Source organism: Octadecabacter algicola (assembly GCF_021532625.1).
Taxonomy (GTDB): Bacteria; Pseudomonadota; Alphaproteobacteria; order Rhodobacterales; family Rhodobacteraceae; genus Octadecabacter; species Octadecabacter algicola.
This window is the reverse complement of the sequence record NZ_JAKGAR010000002.1, coordinates 761187-778704: the sequence shown is the minus strand read 5'-3', so window position 1 is coordinate 778704 and position 17518 is coordinate 761187. Positions and strand designations below refer to the sequence as shown.

The window sequence follows — 17518 nt, the reverse complement described above, 5'->3', positions numbered from 1 at the left end:
ATGTTGAAGTTCATCAAAAACAGCCTAGCAAAGCTTCGTCGCAACGAAGACGGGTCTGTCGTTATTGAATCTGTTATCATGTTCCCAACGCTGTTTACGGTTGTTTTGGCGACGTTCGTCTTCTTTGACGCATTCCGAAATCAGTCAATCAACCTCAAGGCCAACTACACCATCGCGGACTCTATCAGCCGTGAGACGGACTACATCACCAATACGTTCATGACGAATACATGGCTGATGCACCGTTTCCTTACGTCGTCTCCAAACCTGACACGTTTGCGCGTCAGCGTAATCGAATACGATGCAGATACAGACACGCATAATGTTGTTTGGTCCCGTGCCAAAGGTGGCGGAAGTGACTACGATGACACCCCAATTGCGACAATTGGTTTGGTGAAAAGTGAGATCCCGATCATGCCGAACAACGAAATTCTTATCGTGGTTCAGACATCAGTGGACTTTAACCCCTACTACGCAATCGGCCTCGAAGGGTTCACCTTTAAGAACATCAGCTACACCCGCCACCGTTGGTCGCCAAACAATCTTTGTTACAGCGTTAACGGCACGAACAGCGGTCGTATCTGCCCAGGCGATAGCTAACCGATAGATTGGTCCGGCGTGTTTATCGCTGAACGCGAAGCGCGATTTGTTCGGCCATAAAGCGTGCCGAACCAGACGGCGTAACGCCCCCCACACCGATGCGCTTTGAATACCGCCACCAAAGGCCAGGTGCCCATGCACGTTCGCCACTTTCGCGAAGTCGTAAAACAAAACCGTGTGACGGTTTGAAAGCGAATGCACCACGGTCAATCGCTGCAATGTTATCAAGCCGCGTCAGGACATGACCCGTCGTATCGCGCAGGTCAGTTTCAGTAAGAACCAATCCGACCAAGGTCGCGCGACGCAGACGTTCTGCAACGACCAATGCTCCTGCACCAAGCAGGACAAGGAACAATTGCCATCCAAATGAGGGCGGCTGTTTGAACGCCAGTAAGATCAACAAAGCGCCAAGGCCAAAGACCGCTGCATAAGCAAAAATTCGACGTCCAGCCGAGGCAGAAAGGGTCGCGATGGGGGCTTGTTCTGACATACGTGCTCCTATTGGTCGCCCCCCTTTAAAGCTGCAAGGCGCGCAAGAAAAGCGATTAGCGCGGCGGCACGACCTCATAACCCGGTTCTTCAGGTTCATCATCGACCATCACAGCTGGAAAACCCGGTGCCGTGATATCGAGTCCGGTCGGTTCTTCTAGGCGCTTGATGATGTCATCTGACTGCGCGTCAAACCCGTAGCGTTCGATCCCCTCTTCAAAAATTTCCACCATCATCGGGCTAATTTCCAAGGGAACATCGTGGTCTTCGGCAATTTGCTGGAACAAACCGATGTCTTTTTTAACTAGCCCCATGGAAAAACCGATATCGCGGCTGCCATTCAAAATGACTTGGCTTTCTGTCTCATGTACAAAAGACGTACCACTCGAAATCTTGATTGCCTCATAGGTTGTTGCCAAATCCATACCCGCCGCCTTCATTGTTACCATGGCCTCGCAAACGGTTAGCAAATTCGCCGTCGCTAGATAGTTCGTCATCACCTTCAACGTACTCGCCGAACCGACGTCACCTGTATGCAAAACCCGACGCCCCAATGTCGTCAGCAAAGGAAGAACAGTTTCAAAAGTGTCCCGATCACAGCCTGCGAAAATCGAAATGTTGCCCGTCGCCGCGCGGTGACACCCACCCGACACGGGGCAATCAACGGCCATCCCACCCTTAGCGCGCACGTCGGCTGCCAAACGTTGAACCTCGCTTGCATCCGTGGTCGACATTTCCATCCAGATTTTGCCGGCACGAACTTCGGGCATCATCGCCGAAACGACGGCGCCGCAAGCCGCTGGCGACGGCAAGCAGGTAATGACAACATCACTATCGGCCATCACTCGCGCAGGAGATCCGCCATCCTTCGCACCTCGTGCTACAAACCCAGCGACCGCATCTGCATCAAGATCATGCACACGCAGATCAAATCCGTTGCGCAAGATAGATCCCGCGAGCTTTCCGCCAACGGATCCCAATCCAATAAATCCAACTTTCATCGTCACCTCTCCTGTTTTCCCATTGCTCCAGTGCCACCTGCGTCACGTCTGCTCTAAACGCGACTTTTCGCACCCTTGCCACAAATTAATCCGCAAACCGCGAAGGGCTCACATTTGCCGCACACACCTAAAATAACGTGCGGCGAAGCCGCGCCGCATAACGACTGCGCACCTTGTTCACACGCACGCGCACATCTATGGTCGCGCCAACTTTATCGGATACCTTATGCGCCTGACTGCTTTCTTGTTGATTACCCTGTCCGCTTGCACCCAATTTCCGGAGCTTGACGGCACAATCGCGCCCGAGCTGGCGCAGGGCGCAACACCGGACTTGATCCCCCTTGGACCCCTTTTATTGCAAGCAGAAGCCGCTGATCAGGGCGCCGCCGAGGTCGAAACAGAACTTTCGCCGCGTCTTGCTAACCTGCGCACGCGCGCAGCTGGCTTGCGTGGGCCCGTAATTGCACCTGCCATTCGCGCGAGAATGCTGCGCGGTGTGCGTTGAAGTCTTGTCGCGCTCGCGCTAACAGGCTGTAAATCACCGCTTTGGCCAATTTTCTTAAAAGGACGCCCGTTATGACCACTCCTCTTCGTCTTGGTATCGCTGGCCTAGGAACTGTTGGCGTGGGCGTTGTGCGTATCATTCGCCAGCACGCAGCACTGCTTGAAGCACGAACTGGACGCGCCATTACAATTTCCGCCGTGTCCGCGCGCTCCAAAGACAAAGACCGCGGTGTGCCGCTGGGCGATTACGCGTGGGAAGACGACCCTGTAGCGCTGGCGAAACGCGACGACGTTGATGTGTTTGTTGAACTTATGGGGGGCGACGAAGGCCCTGCCAAAGATGCAACAGAAGCAGCCATCGCAGCAGGCAAAGACGTAGTCACCGCAAACAAAGCCATGCTCGCCCACCATGGTCAGGCCTTGGCCGAAGCCGCCGAAGCCGCAGGCAAAGTCATCCGTTATGAGGCCGCCGTTGCTGGCGGTATCCCTGTGATGAAAGCCCTTACCGAGGGTCTGGCGGGCAACGATGTTTCCCGCGTAATGGGTGTCATGAACGGCACCTGCAACTACATCCTCACCCAGATGCAGGCGACCCGTCAGGGCTACAATGCGCTGTTTGATGAAGCAGATAAACTCGGCTACCTCGAAGCAGACCCAAATCTGGATGTGGGTGGCATTGATGCTGGTCACAAACTGGCGCTGCTGTCCTCGGTGGCATTTGGCACGCAAGTTGATTTCGACGCGGTTGAACTTGAAGGCATTCAGGCGATCACCCTTGAGGACATCGATGCGGCCCACGACATGGGCTTCCGTATCAAATTGCTTGGAGTAGCCCAGATGACAGGCCGCGGCCTTGAACAGCGCATGTCCCCATGCCTCGTCCCTGCCAGCTCACCGCTTGGTCAACTCGAAGGTGGCACCAATATGGTGGTCATCGAAGGCGACAGCGTAGGCCAAATCGTATTGCGCGGCGCGGGAGCGGGCGAAGGCCCAACCGCCAGTGCAGTAATGTCTGATGTAATCGATATCGCACGTGGTTTGCGTCTCGCGACCTTTGGCCAGCCAGCGACAACCCTGCGTAAGGCGCGCCCTGCGAAAGCAGCCGTTCCCGCGCCCTACTATCTGCGTTTCCAGCTCGTCGACAAACCGGGAGCCCTTGCAAAAGTTGCTGCGGTCTTGGGTGATGCGGGCGTCTCTATCGACCGTATGCGCCAGTACGGCCATGCCGACACGGCAGCACCGGTATTGATTGTGACCCACAAAGTAACGCGCACAGCCTTGGACGAAGCGCTGGCTGCAATGGACAAATCTGTCGTGCAGGGTGACCCCGTTGCTATTCGTATCGAAGAAGTCGAATAGCGGTCGCGCGATTTACTGATAGTGTAAGGGCATGAAGACCGCCCTTGCCCGCAATATAACGCTCTATCGCTGGTCACGTTTCCTGCGCAGCTTGACCTTTTGGCAAGCTGTTTGGTTTCTGTATTTTCAGGACGTCCTGTCCGGCGCTCAAGCTATTTTGCTCTATGCCGTGTATGACGTTGCTACGACCCTTCTCGAAGTTCCGTCCGGTTATATGTCGGATCGACTGGGTCGCAGGTTTACGCTGATCGCCAGCGCCTGCGCGGCCGTTGCAGGCACAGCGTTGCTGGCGATTGGCGACAGTTTTGCAGTTTTCGCTTTCGGGCAAGTCTTGATCGGTATGGGCGCTGCTTTTGCAAGCGGCACGGATGAAGCCATGCTTTATGAAAGTCTAGCCGCGATAGACCGGTCAGATGAGGTTGAAAGCCAAGAAGTAATCGCGTGGCGGTATTCCTTCATTGCCCTCGCCGTGTCTGCGGTCGCGGGCGGCGCAATGGCGCTAATCTCGCCGACTTTGCCGTTCGGGGCCAGCGCAGTCGCCTTGATGGGCCTGATCTGGGTCACATTTCGATTTGTCGAACCACCGCGCAAAACGGCCATGGCCGAAGGCGCGGAGCTTTTGCGCGTTTCTCATCTTGGGTCGAACGTTCGCAATCCGATCTTGATGTGGTTCTTTGTACTCACCGTGTTGATGTATGGGTTCAGCCATTTGCCATTTGTGTTTGGCCAACCCTTTATTCTAGCGGCCCTAAATGACATCGGCTTTGCCGCATCCGCGCCGTTGGTCAGCGGGGTCATCACGGCCTTCATGATGGGGGTTTCCGTCTTAGCATCATTGTTCGCCCTGCGGCTGCGCCGCGCGTTCGGCCTCCCCCTTCTTTTGTTGGCCGCCTTTGGCCTGCAAATCGCGATATCCGGCGTCATGGCTCTAACCGAAAGTGCCATCGTGTTGGTCTTTCTAATGCTGCGCATGGTGCCAGATGCCTTGTCACGCCCATTCATCTTGGGACGCATCCAGCCGTTGCTGAGCGACGACAGCCGCGCCACTTGGTTGTCTCTCAAAAGCTTCGTGGGGAGATTGGCCTTTGCATCCGCATTATGGATCGGTGCGATCAATGCAAACGACGCAGGGCAACTGCCCTATGCGGACATCCGAGCCATCCTAAGCGTGGCTGTGTTGATTGGCCTAATCGCCCTGATTGGCCTCGCGATTGCGGCACGCAGGATCGAAATTGAGGCGCCCGCGAAATAGCCGCCAGATGTTAGCGCTCCCAGTGTTGCATCTGCCCAAGGCAACCCGATAAGCCGACAGGAACAAACAAAGGATCTTTTCATGCCAATCGCTGATTTTAATGACCGTATGCTTTCCCTTGGCCTTGCCCGTGTTTCCGAAGCCGCGGCCTTGGCCAGCGCGACCCTCATCGGGCGCGGTGACGAAAAAGCCGCCGACCAAGCGGCTGTTAACGCCATGCGTGAGCAGCTGAACAAGCTCGACATTGCGGGCGTGGTTGTCATCGGCGAAGGCGAACGCGACGAAGCACCGATGTTGTTCATCGGCGAAGAGGTCGGATCAGGCAAAGGCCCTGGTGTTGATATTGCGCTGGACCCGCTGGAAGGCACGACACTCACCGCAAAAGACATGCCAAACGCATTGACTGTAATCGCCATGGGCCCACGTGGGTCGATGTTGCACGCGCCTGACGTGTACATGGACAAACTGGCAATCGGCCCAGGCTTTCGCGACGGCGTCGTGACCATGGACATGTCCCCAAGTGAACGTGTTTCAGCACTTGCTGCGGCGAAAGGGTGTTCGACCGAAGATATCACAGTCTGCGTTTTGGAACGTCCCCGCCACGAAGCGATGATTGCGGAACTGCGCGGAACTGGCGCTGCCATCCGTCTGATCACAGACGGTGACGTTGCTGGTGTAATGCACTGCGCTGAATCGGCCACCACAGGCATCGACATGTACATGGGTAGCGGCGGCGCACCCGAAGGCGTTCTGGCGGCTGCGGCACTGAAATGCATGGGCGGGCAAATGTTCGGCAAACTCTTGTTCCGCAATGACGATGAACGTGGTCGCGCATCAAAGGCCGGCATCACCAACTTTGACCGTGTTTACACACGTGATGACATGGTGACGTCTGATGTTATCTTTGCTGCGACAGGCGTAACCGACGGTTCCCTGTTGCAGGGCATCAGACGCGAACCAGGTTTCTTGACCGCAGAAACAATCCTGATGCGTTCCAAAACGGGCTCCGTGCGCCGCATGACATATCGCAACCCCGTTTAAATCTGACGATCTGCGCTTGCAGCGGGCGGGCGGCCCGAAATTCTATGAATTTCCGGCCGTCTTCGGCGAGTGTTTTTGAGAAGCACTGAAGATGGGGCGTGGCGAATCTGGCGAACCACGCATAGGGTTGGCAACGATGAATGACACCCCAAATACCCCGCGCGCATTTTTAGATGTTTCCGAATCCAGTACTGGCCGCCGTTGGGTCGGCCCCAGTGTCGAAGATGACCGCCTAGCGGAGGCAATGGTGCAGGACACCGGCCTACCGCTTCCTGTATGTCGTACACTGGTTCGGCGCGGGGTTCCCTCGACTGAGGCGGCCGCGTTTCTGGCTCCGACCCTTCGCGATTTGATGCCGGACCCGCGTTCCATGAAAGACATGGAACCCGCTGCGGCACGAATTGTAGCAGCGGCTCAGGCGCGTCAGAGAATAGCGATCTTTGCAGATTACGACGTTGATGGCGGCACGTCTGCCGCTTTGTTGATCGATTGGTTGCGCAACTTTGATCTGCGCCCGACGCTTTATGTGCCAGACCGGATCGACGAAGGGTATGGCCCCAACGATGAGGCAATGGCCGCCCTCGCTAAAGACAATGACCTTATTATTTGCGTCGATTGCGGTACGCTGTCTCATGGCCCGATTGAGGCTGCAAAGGGCGCAGATGTCCTCGTACTGGATCACCATTTGGGTGGTGAAACGCTTCCCAATGCGCTGGCTGTAGTGAACCCGAACAGACAAGATGAAAGCGGCGATCTGGCCCATCTCTGTGCCGCCGGTGTTGTGTTTCTCGCACTGGTAGAAGCAAACCGTCAGCTGCGGGAGGCCGGGAAGAAGACACCCGATCTGATGTCGCTATTAGACCTCGTGGCGCTCGGCACTGTGGCGGACGTAGCGCCGCTTGTTGGGGTGAACCGTGCCTTTGTTCGTCAGGGGCTAACGGTGATGGCACGGCGTCAACGGGTCGGCATAACCGCACTGGCAGATGTGGCTCGAATGGACACCGCGCCCAGTTCCTACCATCTTGGTTTCTTGCTTGGGCCACGCGTTAACGCGGGCGGTCGCATTGGCAAGGCTGATCTTGGCGCACGCCTATTGGCGACGACCGATCCTCGCGAAGCACAAGCCATGGCCGACAGGCTGGACCAGCTTAACACGGAACGCCGCGACATCGAATCGGCTGTTCGTGACATGGCCCTTGAACAGATTGAAACACGCGGCAAAACTGGCCCTCTCGTTTGGGCCGCCGGTGAAGGCTGGCACCCTGGTGTTGTAGGCATTGTTGCCTCTCGTTTGAAAGAAGCGACCAACCGCCCAGCGATTGTGATCGGCATGGATGGGGATGAAGGTAAGGGGTCTGGCCGGTCTGTTACGGGGATCGACCTTGGGGCTGCGATTCAGCGTTGTGCCGCTGAGGGGCTTTTGATCAAGGGCGGCGGGCATAAAATGGCGGCCGGACTGACAGTGGCACGCGATAAACTTGATGCCGCGATGGAACGCCTGTCTGAACTGCTTGGCAAACAAGGTGCAGGCGATATCGGGCCAGCTGATCTCAAGGTGGATGGGTTGCTCATGCCCGGTGCCGCCACGGTCGAACTTATCGAACAAATCGAACAGGCGGGGCCTTTTGGCGCCGGAGCAGCTGCCCCTCGCTTTGTCTTTCCCGACTGCACCATCAATTTCACCAAGGTTGTTGGCGCGAACCACTTAAAGGTAACTTTTGGGGACGGAATTTCCGCGCGCATTGACGCGATCGCCTTTGGCGCGATGGATGGCCCCATAGGCCCAATGTTACAAGGCCATAACGGCGCGCGGTTCCACCTTGCAGGCCGTTTGGAAATCAACACATGGCAGGGGCGACAGAGCCCACAACTGCGTCTGGAAGACGCTGCACCGGCTTCGTGAAACTTTCTGCAATTTTATGCAAAGAAACTACTTGCGTGTCTGAAGAGGTTTCCCTAAATACGCCCTCACCAACGAGCGGTCCCTTCGTCTATCGGTTAGGACGCCAGGTTTTCAACCTGGAAAGAGGGGTTCGATTCCCCTAGGGACTGCCATTGGTGTTTTCCGGAAAAATAGATAAATATCCCCCATGGAAATCTTGCTGATCTTGGGCGTTGTTTCGCTTTTGTCTGCGCTCACTTATGGGGCGCATTTTGTTCATGTGCCGGTAGGTTCGGTTCGCAGTGGCGTCAAAATCCCAGCCGTCGGGGCACTAGCTGTCATAAGCCTTTTGTCGCAGGCCCCGATTGCATTGACCCTTGCACTTGCGTTCGGAACGCTTGGCGATCTGTACCTGTCTCGGCATGGCGAGCGTAACTTCCTTTACGGCCTTATCGCGTTTTTGATCGGCCATTTGGCCTATGTTGTATTGCTTTGGCAGTTGGGCGGCGGGATCACTCCACTTTTTGCTGAACCTTGGCGGCTTCTTGTGAGTACGGCGTTGGTTGCGACTGCTGCAACAATCGTCTGGCGCCTCCTGCCACACCTTGGCGCGATGCGTGGCCCTGTGCTGGTCTATTCGGGGGTTATCATTCTCATGGGCCTGTCAGCCCTCGGCCTGCCTGTGACGTGGCCGCTGAGTTTGGCAATCGTCGGGGCGCTTTTCTTCATCGCATCTGATGCGATTCTCGGGTTTGAACTGTTTGTTTTCCATGGCGTTCAGCGGCGCGGCGCAGCGATGCTGCTTTGGGCTCTTTATTGGGGTGGGCAAAGCCTGATTCTACTCGCCGTGCTTTGGGCCTAAATCAGCGCAGCGCGGCGCGCTCGTATTATCAATCTTTTCAAACGAGTGTTGTGGTGTGTTTGGGCCTTGGCCGCAGGCAAAGGGTCTTTATCCTAGAGGTATGACAAAACCCACATATTACGCACCACGTGGCGGCCACCCGCCGCAGACCCAGCTATTGACCGACCGCGCGACGTTTACGGAAAGTTACGCTGTCATTCCTAAAGGCACGATGCGTGACATCGTGACCAGCAACCTGCCGTTCTGGGACAAAACGCGTGCTTGGGTATTGGCGCGCCCCTTGTCAGGATTTGCCGAAACATTCAGCCAGTACATCGTCGAAGTCGCACCCGGTGGTGGCTCCGACAAGCCCGACACGGACGCCGAGGCGCAGGCTGTTTTGTTTGTTGTCGAAGGTGGCGCGACGCTTACGATTGATGGCACCAGTCATACCCTTAGCGAAGGCAGTTACGCCTATATCCCCGTCACGGCGGAGTGGTCGTTCAAGAATGACACCGACACGGCCTGCCGGTTCCATTGGATTCGCAAGGCCTATGAATGGGTGGACGGGATCGACGCCCCGCCTGCCCTTGTGACCAATGACGCCGACGTTGAACCTAATTATATGCCAGACACCAACGAGGCATGGGGGACCACACGGTTCGTGGACCCGTCAGATATGCGCCATGACATGGCCGTTACGATTGTCACCTTTCAACCCGGCGGCGTGATCCCGTTCTTGGAAACCCACGTCATGGAACACGGGCTTTATGTGTTGCAGGGCAAGGCGGTCTATAACCTCAACAACGACTGGGTCGAAGTTGAGGCTGGCGATTTCATGTGGCTGCGCGCCTTCTGCCCACAGGCCTGTTACACGGGCGGCCCCGGTCCGTTCCGGTATCTGTTGTATAAAGACGTGAACCGTCACCCTGGGCTTTAGGCACCACGGCGGTCAGTAACCGCCCCACCCAACGCTTGGGTCAAAGCATCTGCCTCATGGCGCACTTGCTGTCCAATGATCGCAATTCTCTCCTTGGTGATCCGCGCTACAGGCCCTGAGATTGAGAGCCCTGCAACCGGTGCGCCTGTCACATCAAAAACAGGGGCCGCGATACAGCGCATTCCAACGTTTTTCTCTTCTGCATCAATAGAATAGCCTCGTGTCTTTGTTGCTTTCAAATCAGAAGAAAGCCTGTCCAATTGCGTCAATGTATGATCGGTAAACCGTTCCAGATCGCCATTTTCGACCATCGCCGCAACCTGACGCTCCGGCCACTCAGCCAACAGCGCCTTGCCAATTCCGGACGCGTGCATCGGTGACAACGTCCCTGGCGCAAAGAAAGCGCGAACCGCATGGTGCGTTTCGGCCTGCCCCAAGAACAGCACATCGGTTTCTTTTGGCACGCCAAGGTTTGCGGTTTCACCGGTGGCTTCCATCAGGCGGCGCAAATGGGGGCGCGCGCGTTCGATGATCGAGGTGTTGCGCATGAATTTTGCGCCAGTCAAAAACGCCCCTGCACCAATAGCCCATACTTGTCGGGGCTCATCAAAACTCACGAAATCATGGGCAAGATAAGTCGTCAGCACGCGATAAATGGTGGCCGGAGATTGGTTCAAATCGCTGGCCAGTTCGCTCAACGTCGCTTCTTCTAGATCACCGAGACGCGCCAACACGTCGAGCGCGCGATCCAACGACTTGATCGTGTTTTGTGCAGATTTATCGTCCCATGCTTTGGGCCGTCCCCGCGCACGAGATTTCGAAGCAGACGGCGATGCGTGATGTTCTTTTGACATAGACCGCTCATATTTGAAAATATTTTTCAATATATGAAAAATGTAAACCTCTGACAAGTATGTGAATTTTACAAAACCCCTTCATAAAGACGTCAGAACCGAAAAAATTGCCCTAAAGGGCACGGCCCACTACGACTATTGCATCAGCTCGCTAAATGCCAAATCGAGGACGCCTCATGTATATTCCCACCTACCAGAACATGCTGGATGCCCATGACCGGATAGCACCCCACATCCACCGCACCCCCATCCGTACGTCCGAGTTTCTCAACGAATTGACGGGCGCTGAGCTGTTTTTTAAATGCGAGAACTTTCAAACCCCGGGCGCGTTTAAGGTTCGTGGTGCGTCCAACGCGATATTTGGGTTAGACGACGAACAGGCAAAGCTCGGCGTTGCGACCCACTCATCTGGCAACCACGCCTCCTGCCTCAGCTATGCGGCCAGCCTGCGCGGCATTCCTTGCAACGTCGTGATGCCGCGCACTGCCCCGCAAGCCAAGAAAGACACAGTCGCTCGTTACGGTGGCAAAATCACCGAATGCGAACCGTCTACAACGTCACGCGAAGAAACCTTCGCCAAGGTGCAGGCCCAAACAGGCGGCGATTTCGTTCACCCTTACAACGACCCTCGCGTCATTGCGGGCCAAGGCACCTGCGCCCGCGAGTTTATGGAACAAACCGATGGGTTGGACATCGTGATGGCCCCGATCGGCGGTGGTGGCATGATTTCAGGCACCTGCCTGACACTGTCCACCCAAGCCCCCGAAGTGCAGATCATCGCTGCAGAACCCGAACAAGCCGATGATGCCTACCGCAGCTTCAAAGCGGGTCACATTATTGCTGACGACGCACCCAAGACCATTGCAGACGGGCTCTTGGTGCCTCTCAAGGATTTGACATGGCATTTCGTGTCCAACCACGTCACCGATATCCTCACGGCGTCTGAGCAAGACATCATCGACGCGATGAAACTGACGTGGAAGCACCTTCGGATCGTAATGGAGGCCAGCAGCGCTGTGCCCCTCGCCACACTCCTGAAAAACAAAGACCGTTTCGCGGGTAAGCGCGTCGGTATCATCATCACAGGCGGTAATGTCGATCTCGACGCGCTGCCATGGCTCACGTGAAAGGCATAGCAATGACCACGAATTTTGACGACTACGAAGTTGGCTACGATATCCCCGCAAAACCCGGCATGGACGAAGCAGACATTCAAACGCCTTGCCTCGTGCTCGACCTTGATGCGCTGGAACGCAACGTGAAAAAGATGGGCGATTACGCGACATCTCATGGTATGCGACACCGCGCCCACGGCAAGATGCACAAATCCGTCGATGTTTTGAAACTCCAACAAGACATGGGCGCTGCCATTGGCGTGTGCTGTCAAAAGGTATCCGAGGCGGAAGTCTTTGCCCGTGGTGGCATCAAGGACGTAATGGTATCTAACCAAGTCACCGAACCCGCCAAGATTAAGCGCCTTGCCGAGATGCCAAGACACGGCTGCCGTGTATTGGTCTGTGTGGACGATCCTGAAAACGTCGCCGCCCTGTCTGTTGCGGCTGTGGCGGCTGGTAATGAAATAGAAGCCCTCGTTGAAATAGACTGTGGCGCGGGACGCTGTGGCGTTAGCACCACGCAAGACGTGGTTAACATCGCCAAACTGATCAACTCGGCCGCGGGTCTGAAATTTGCGGGCATCCAAGCCTATCAAGGCGCAATGCAACACATGGATCTTTATGCGGACCGTAAAGAAAAGCTCGACGTTGCGATTGCGCAGGTCGCGGATGCCGTTCAAGGGCTAAAATCCAACGGGTTGGAATGCGACATTGTTGGCGGAGGCGGCACGGGATCCTACTACTTTGAAACGGGATCAGGCGTTTACAACGAACTTCAATGTGGGTCCTACGCGTTTATGGATGCGGATTATGGCCGCATCCTTGATGAAAACGGCAACCGGATCGACCAAGGTGAATGGGAGAACGCGCTGTTCATTCTGACCACAGTGATGAGCCATTCCAAAGCCGACAAAGCCATCGTGGATGCTGGCCTTAAGGCACAGTCAGTGGATAGTGGTTTGCCGACCATCTATGGGCGCGATGACGTTGAATACCTCAAGTGCAGCGACGAACACGGCGTCGTTGGTGACCCAAGCGGTGCGCTAAAGGTGAACGACAAACTACGTCTTGTTCCCGGCCACTGTGATCCGACCTGCAACGTCCATGATTGGTATGTGGGCGTGCGCAACGGCAAGGTCGAAACCGTCTGGCCCGTCAGCGCACGCGGCAAAGCCTACTAAGGAAAACCGATGTATATCGTTCCAGAAACGGCAATTGCCGACATACTGACCCGTGAGGCTGCATTTGACGCTGTCGAGAACGTCTTTGCTGCCATGGCAGCGGGGGATGCCTACAACTTCCCTGTTATCCGCGAAGCCATTGGCCACGAAGAGGCCCTGTATGGGTTCAAAGGTGGCTTTGATGGAAAGGGCAAGTCGCTTGGCCTAAAGGCGGGTGGCTATTGGCCCCACAACATGGAACGACGCGGGTTGATCAATCACCAGTCCACCGTTTTTCTGTTTGACCCCGACACAGGTAAGGTCGCCGCAATGGTCGGGGGCAATCTGCTAACAGCCCTGCGCACGGCCGCCGCGTCATCGGTCTCGATTAAGCACCTTGCCCGTAAGGATAGCAAAGTCATGGGGATGATCGGTGCGGGCCATCAAGCAAAATTCCAATTGCGAGCGGCTTTGGAAACGCACCCGTTTGAAAAAGTAATCGCGTGGAACCGCAGCCCTGATCGGCTGGCCAGCTTGGCCGAAGTCGCTGCAGAATTCGACCTTCCGTTTGAAGCCGTGACCTTGGATGGGATGCAGGCCGCTGACGTGGTGATTTCCATCACGTCGGTCTTTTCTCCGGTGTTTGGTGCTGCGCATATCAGCGACGGCACACACGTCGCGTGCATGGGCACCGATACAGTCGGAAAACAGGAATGCGATGTGGACCTCGTTGCTAAAGCCACGGTTTTCACCGACGAGGTCGCGCAATCCGTCACCTTGGGTGAGGCTCAGCACGCAATCGCAAGCGGTGCTAGAACCCACGACGACATCTCCGAGATTGGCGCGGTTATTAACGGCACACATTCTGGGCGTAGCTCGGACAGAGAAATCACGTTGTTCGATGGTACCGGTGTGGGCCTCCAAGACCTCGCGGTGGCAGCGTCGATTGTTGAGATCGCCAAAGCCAAAGGGATCGGAACCGAAGTCGACTTTTAATTACGCTTAAAACGAAAAAGGCCCCCGCAGGAATGCAGGGGCCTTTCTCATGTCTTGGCTAAGTCGCGTCTTAGTCTTCTTGTGGCAGGATCAGGTTCAGGATCACAGCCATAACCGCAGTCGGCGCTACAGCGGACGTTGCCAGCACTTTAAGAGTACCTGGCAGGTACTGAACTGCTGTTGGTACAAGGTTCAGACCCAGACCAAATGCAAGTGACACCGCAATGATGATCATGTTGCGGCGGTTCATTTTGACCTCAGTCAACATGTTCAAGCCGGCAGAAGCCACCATACCAAACATCACGATCACGCCGCCGCCCAGAACAGGCAAAGGCATGGAAGCGATGACAGCGCCGATTTTCGGGACCAGACCACAGATGATCATGATAATACCCGCAATCGTCACCACGTGGCGGGACATGATGCCCGTCATGCCGACGATCCCGACGTTCTGGCTAAAGGACGTGTTTGGCAGACCACCAAAAACACCAGCAACCGCAGTGCCCAAACCATCCGCATAAGTCGCACCAGCAATCTCTTCGTCTGTAGCATTACGCCCAGCGCCCGCTTTTGCAGTTGCCGACGCATCGCCAACGGTTTCGATCGCAGACACAATTGAGATCAGAGTTACCGCGATAACGGCACCAAGGTTGAACTCGAACCCATAAGGCAGAGGGGAAATAGCTGTGATCCAAGACGCTTTACCAACAGCGTCAAAGTTCACCATGCCAAGCGCGAATGCCAAGGCGTACCCCGCCAGTAGGCCAATCAAAATACCGGATGCCGACAATGTCCCTTTGGTGAAGAACTTCACCAGCAAGGACACGACAATAACAGTCAACGCAACAGACCAGTGCTTAAGCGAACCAAAGCTTTCAGCGGCCATCTGGAAATCCGCCGCACCACCAGCCGCGTATTTGATCGCAACGGGGATGAGGTAAAGACCGATTGCCAAAATCACGAGGCCCGTCACAAGCGGTGGGAACAACCAACGCAGGTTCTTGATCACTGCGCCAAGGCAAAAGTGGACTACGCCACCGATAATACACGCCGTCAAAGCAACACTGAGGCCCATGGTTGCTGCGACACCGGCGAGAACACCAACAAAGGCAAAACTCGTACCCTGCATAATCGGCAGCCGTGAACCAATCGGGCCGATACCGACCGTTTGGAACAACGTAGCAATACCCGCAAACAACATGGCCATCTGGATCAGATAAATCTGTTCTGGTCCACCAAAGGCCAAACCTGCGGCCCCGGCAACAATAATAGATGGCGTTACATTAGAGGCGAACATCGCCAATACGTGTTGAAGCCCGAGTGGCACCGCTTGCGCCAAAGGCGGCGTGGTGTTCGGGTTTGAATAGTCTGTCGTCGTCATTGTCTTCGTCCCTTTATATTCATTTTTTATTGTGACACCCGTCTTTGCGGGCTTTTTTACGGCGCAACGATATAGGGATCGTCGAACCAGTATTCTTGTAGATTGTCGCCCGCCCCGATGCGGTCAACGACAGCAAACAGCCCCGGAGCATGCAGCGGCGTCAATACACCGTGCCAGACGTTACGATGGTAATTAACGCCTTGTCCTGCGGTGGTCAGGAACGCTTCCGGTTGATCCGGCGCGCCGTCCAAATCTTTGGCGACGATCACCAGAAACGGGTGTTGCGTCATCGGAATGAACGCTTGGGTGCCCAACGGATGACGTTCCATCATGTCCAGTTTGTATGGAAAGCTGCACGGCTGTGCATTGAACAGGCTGATGCCAGCTTGACCGTCAGCAACGTCCAATCCAGCGCGGTCATGATAGCGTCCGCACATCCCTTGATTGATCATCTTGTCAGGTTCGCCAGAGCAGTCCAGCACGTCTCCGAATGGGGCGAAGGCATCCGCCGAAAGGGGCTGTGGCGATATCAGTGTCATGCGAAATGATCCAGCAGGCGGAATTCAGCAATACGCTCCACCTGACGGCATGCCGTTTCAAACTCTGTCTCGGTGTCATGCTCGATCCGCGCGTGGAATGCGGCTGCAATGCTGTCTTTGTTGTGATCACGCACGGCAATGATAAACGGGAACCCATGTTTGGCGACGTATTGCGAGTTCAACGCTTGAAACATCTCGCGTTCGTCATCCGTAAGCGCATCCAGCCCAGCGCCTGCTTGCTCGGCGGTGCTTTCAGCAGTCAAACGCCCCGCAGCCGCGAGCTTTCCGGCAAGGTCCGGGTGTGCGACCAACACACTAAGCCGTTCATCACGGGTGGCGCTGCGAAACATCCGACAAAGCGCCGAATGCACGCCCGCAGCCGTGTCATGGGTCGGACCGAGGTCTAGCCCAAAGGCACGATCCGCTATCCATGCCGAATGTTCAAAAATCCCGCCAAAGGCTGTAACGAATTCGCCGTGGTCCATCTGAGATGGGCGATCCCAACGTTTATGTGGATGCGTTGAGGCCCAGTGATCGGCAATCTCTTCGCGCGTGGCGAACCAAACACCCTCATGGCTGTTTGCGTACTCAATAAACTGCTGCAACGCTTGCGCACGTCCCGGACGGCCAACAAGACGACAATGCAGGCCCAACGACATCATCTTGGCCTGACCGTCGGCGCCTTCTGCATAAAGAACATCAAAGGTTGCCTTGAGATAATCGAAAAACTGCGTGCCAGAGTTGAACCCTTGCGGCGTTGCAAACCGCATGTCGTTACAATCCAAAGTATAGGGCACAATCAATTGGTCGCGGTCTTCGAACTCTGACCAATAGGGCAGATCATCCGCATAAGCATCCGCGACATATTTGAATTGCCCCGTTTCCGCCGCCAGACGGATCGTGTTTTCGCTTGATCGCCCCGTGTACCATCCTCTCGGTGCGGACCCCGTGACTTCGGTGTGCAAACGCACCGCTTCGGCGATCTGCGCACGTTCTTCGTCTTCGGGCATGTCTTTGTGTTCGATCCATTTCAGACCATGAGACGCAATCTCCCACCCGGCTTCTTGCATCGCTTTGACCTGTTCAGGCGCACGGGCAAGGGCTGTCGCGACGCCGTAGACCGTAACCGGAAGGTGATTCAGGATACGGTGCAACCGCCAAAAACCGGCCCGCGCACCGTATTCATAGATCGATTCCATGTTCGCGTGGCGCTGGTCTGGCCATGCCGCGGCGCCCACAATCTCGGACAAGAACGCCTCAGACGCGGGGTCCCCGTGCAGGATGTTGTTCTCACCACCCTCTTCATAATTAAGGACAATTTGAACGGCAATTCGCGCCCCGTCCGGCCAGCTTGCCGAAGTTGCTTTTGGTCCGTAGCCCGTCAGATCACGTGGGTATCCTGTGGTGTTTGTCATGGTGCCCCTTGTCCCTCAGTTGTATCATAAATCAAAAAATGACTTCGCATTTACAGACAATTCTTGAAAGACTGTTTCACAAGACGACCCACCACATCGCTGCATTTGCCTTGTGACCGCGCAGTCCGCGCATAGGATGCACAAATAAG

The 17518-nt window shown here is 55.7% G+C and carries 17 protein-coding genes and 1 tRNA gene; 12 read left to right on the top strand and 6 right to left on the bottom strand.

Annotation, left to right across the window (positions count from 1 at the left end):
* Positions 1–600 carry a TadE/TadG family type IV pilus assembly protein gene (locus L0666_RS10635; RefSeq protein ID WP_235261282.1) on the top strand — a complete coding sequence of 200 codons (600 nt, stop codon included), beginning with the start codon at positions 1–3 and terminating at the stop codon, positions 598–600.
* Positions 601–622: 22 nt separating this feature from the next.
* On the opposite strand, the gene L0666_RS10630 is transcribed toward L0666_RS10635, so the two are convergent.
* Together L0666_RS10630 and L0666_RS10625 are read right to left on the bottom strand one after the other, a co-directional pair.
* Positions 623–1090 carry a hypothetical protein gene (locus L0666_RS10630; RefSeq protein WP_235261281.1) on the bottom strand — a complete coding sequence of 156 codons (468 nt, stop codon included), beginning with the start codon at positions 1088–1090 and terminating at the stop codon, positions 623–625.
* Between the two features lie 55 nt (positions 1091–1145).
* Positions 1146–2090 (bottom strand): NAD(P)-dependent oxidoreductase, encoded by a 945-nt coding sequence (locus L0666_RS10625; protein WP_235261280.1) that lies wholly within the window; start codon positions 2088–2090, stop codon positions 1146–1148.
* A gap of 226 nt (positions 2091–2316) precedes the next feature.
* Between L0666_RS10625 and L0666_RS10620 the strand changes: the two genes are divergently transcribed.
* The 8 genes from L0666_RS10620 to L0666_RS10585 all read left to right on the top strand — a co-directional run bounded on the left by L0666_RS10620 (position 2317) and on the right by L0666_RS10585 (position 9909).
* Complete coding sequence (locus tag L0666_RS10620; RefSeq protein WP_235261279.1) at positions 2317–2595, top strand: hypothetical protein; 279 nt, start codon at positions 2317–2319, stop codon at positions 2593–2595.
* A gap of 71 nt (positions 2596–2666) precedes the next feature.
* Positions 2667–3953, top strand: coding sequence for a homoserine dehydrogenase (locus L0666_RS10615; RefSeq protein WP_235261278.1), 1287 nt, complete (start codon positions 2667–2669; stop codon positions 3951–3953).
* A 31-nt stretch (positions 3954–3984) separates the two neighbouring features.
* A complete protein-coding gene (locus tag L0666_RS10610) occupies positions 3985–5205 on the top strand; it encodes an MFS transporter (protein WP_235261277.1) in 1221 nt (406 codons plus the stop codon).
* An 81-nt stretch (positions 5206–5286) separates the two neighbouring features.
* The gene (gene glpX / locus L0666_RS10605) at positions 5287–6246 is read left to right on the top strand and encodes a class II fructose-bisphosphatase (protein ID WP_235261276.1); all 960 of its coding nucleotides are present in this window, start codon (positions 5287–5289) and stop codon (positions 6244–6246) included.
* 136 nt (positions 6247–6382) lie between these two features.
* The gene (gene recJ, locus L0666_RS10600) at positions 6383–8149 is read left to right on the top strand and encodes a single-stranded-DNA-specific exonuclease RecJ (RefSeq protein ID WP_235261275.1); all 1767 of its coding nucleotides are present in this window, start codon (positions 6383–6385) and stop codon (positions 8147–8149) included.
* Positions 8150–8226: 77 nt separating this feature from the next.
* Positions 8227–8301 (top strand) — tRNA-Glu (locus L0666_RS10595).
* A gap of 35 nt (positions 8302–8336) precedes the next feature.
* Positions 8337–8990, top strand: a complete 654-nt coding sequence (locus tag L0666_RS10590; RefSeq protein WP_235261274.1) for a lysoplasmalogenase family protein — start codon at positions 8337–8339, stop codon at positions 8988–8990.
* Positions 8991–9090: 100 nt separating this feature from the next.
* Positions 9091–9909 (top strand): bifunctional allantoicase/(S)-ureidoglycine aminohydrolase, encoded by an 819-nt coding sequence (locus tag L0666_RS10585; protein ID WP_235261273.1) that lies wholly within the window; start codon positions 9091–9093, stop codon positions 9907–9909.
* On the opposite strand, the gene bhcR is transcribed toward L0666_RS10585, so the two are convergent.
* Positions 9906–10763, bottom strand: a complete 858-nt coding sequence (gene bhcR, locus L0666_RS10580) for an HTH-type transcriptional regulator BhcR (protein WP_235261272.1) — start codon at positions 10761–10763, stop codon at positions 9906–9908. The genes L0666_RS10585 and bhcR overlap by 4 nt on opposite strands.
* A 176-nt stretch (positions 10764–10939) precedes the next feature.
* Here bhcR and bhcB point away from each other — a divergent pair, with 176 nt between their 5' ends.
* Genes bhcB through bhcD form a run of 3 tightly spaced genes read left to right on the top strand, consistent with a single transcriptional unit; the run spans position 10940 to position 14034 of the window.
* Positions 10940–11890, top strand: coding sequence for a beta-hydroxyaspartate dehydratase BhcB (bhcB, locus tag L0666_RS10575; protein ID WP_235261271.1), 951 nt, complete (start codon positions 10940–10942; stop codon positions 11888–11890).
* Between the two features lie 11 nt (positions 11891–11901).
* Positions 11902–13059, top strand: a complete 1158-nt coding sequence (bhcC, locus tag L0666_RS10570) for a 3-hydroxy-D-aspartate aldolase BhcC (protein ID WP_235261270.1) — start codon at positions 11902–11904, stop codon at positions 13057–13059.
* 9 nt (positions 13060–13068) lie between these two features.
* Positions 13069–14034: an iminosuccinate reductase BhcD gene (gene bhcD, locus L0666_RS10565; RefSeq protein ID WP_235261269.1), complete on the top strand. Its 966-nt coding sequence runs from the start codon at positions 13069–13071 to the stop codon at positions 14032–14034.
* 70 nt (positions 14035–14104) lie between these two features.
* Here the strand turns inward: bhcD and L0666_RS10560 are convergent, their stop codons facing one another.
* The 3 genes from L0666_RS10560 to puuE are packed head-to-tail and all read right to left on the bottom strand — an operon-like array spanning position 14105 to position 17369.
* The gene (locus tag L0666_RS10560) at positions 14105–15415 is read right to left on the bottom strand and encodes a uracil-xanthine permease family protein (RefSeq protein WP_235261268.1); all 1311 of its coding nucleotides are present in this window, start codon (positions 15413–15415) and stop codon (positions 14105–14107) included.
* A 56-nt stretch (positions 15416–15471) separates the two neighbouring features.
* A complete protein-coding gene (locus L0666_RS10555; protein WP_235261267.1) occupies positions 15472–15954 on the bottom strand; it encodes an ureidoglycolate lyase in 483 nt (160 codons plus the stop codon).
* Positions 15951–17369 carry an allantoinase PuuE gene (puuE, locus tag L0666_RS10550; RefSeq protein ID WP_235261266.1) on the bottom strand — a complete coding sequence of 473 codons (1419 nt, stop codon included), beginning with the start codon at positions 17367–17369 and terminating at the stop codon, positions 15951–15953. The genes L0666_RS10555 and puuE overlap by 4 nt, the downstream gene beginning before the upstream one ends.
* Positions 17370–17518: the final 149 nt, after the last annotated feature.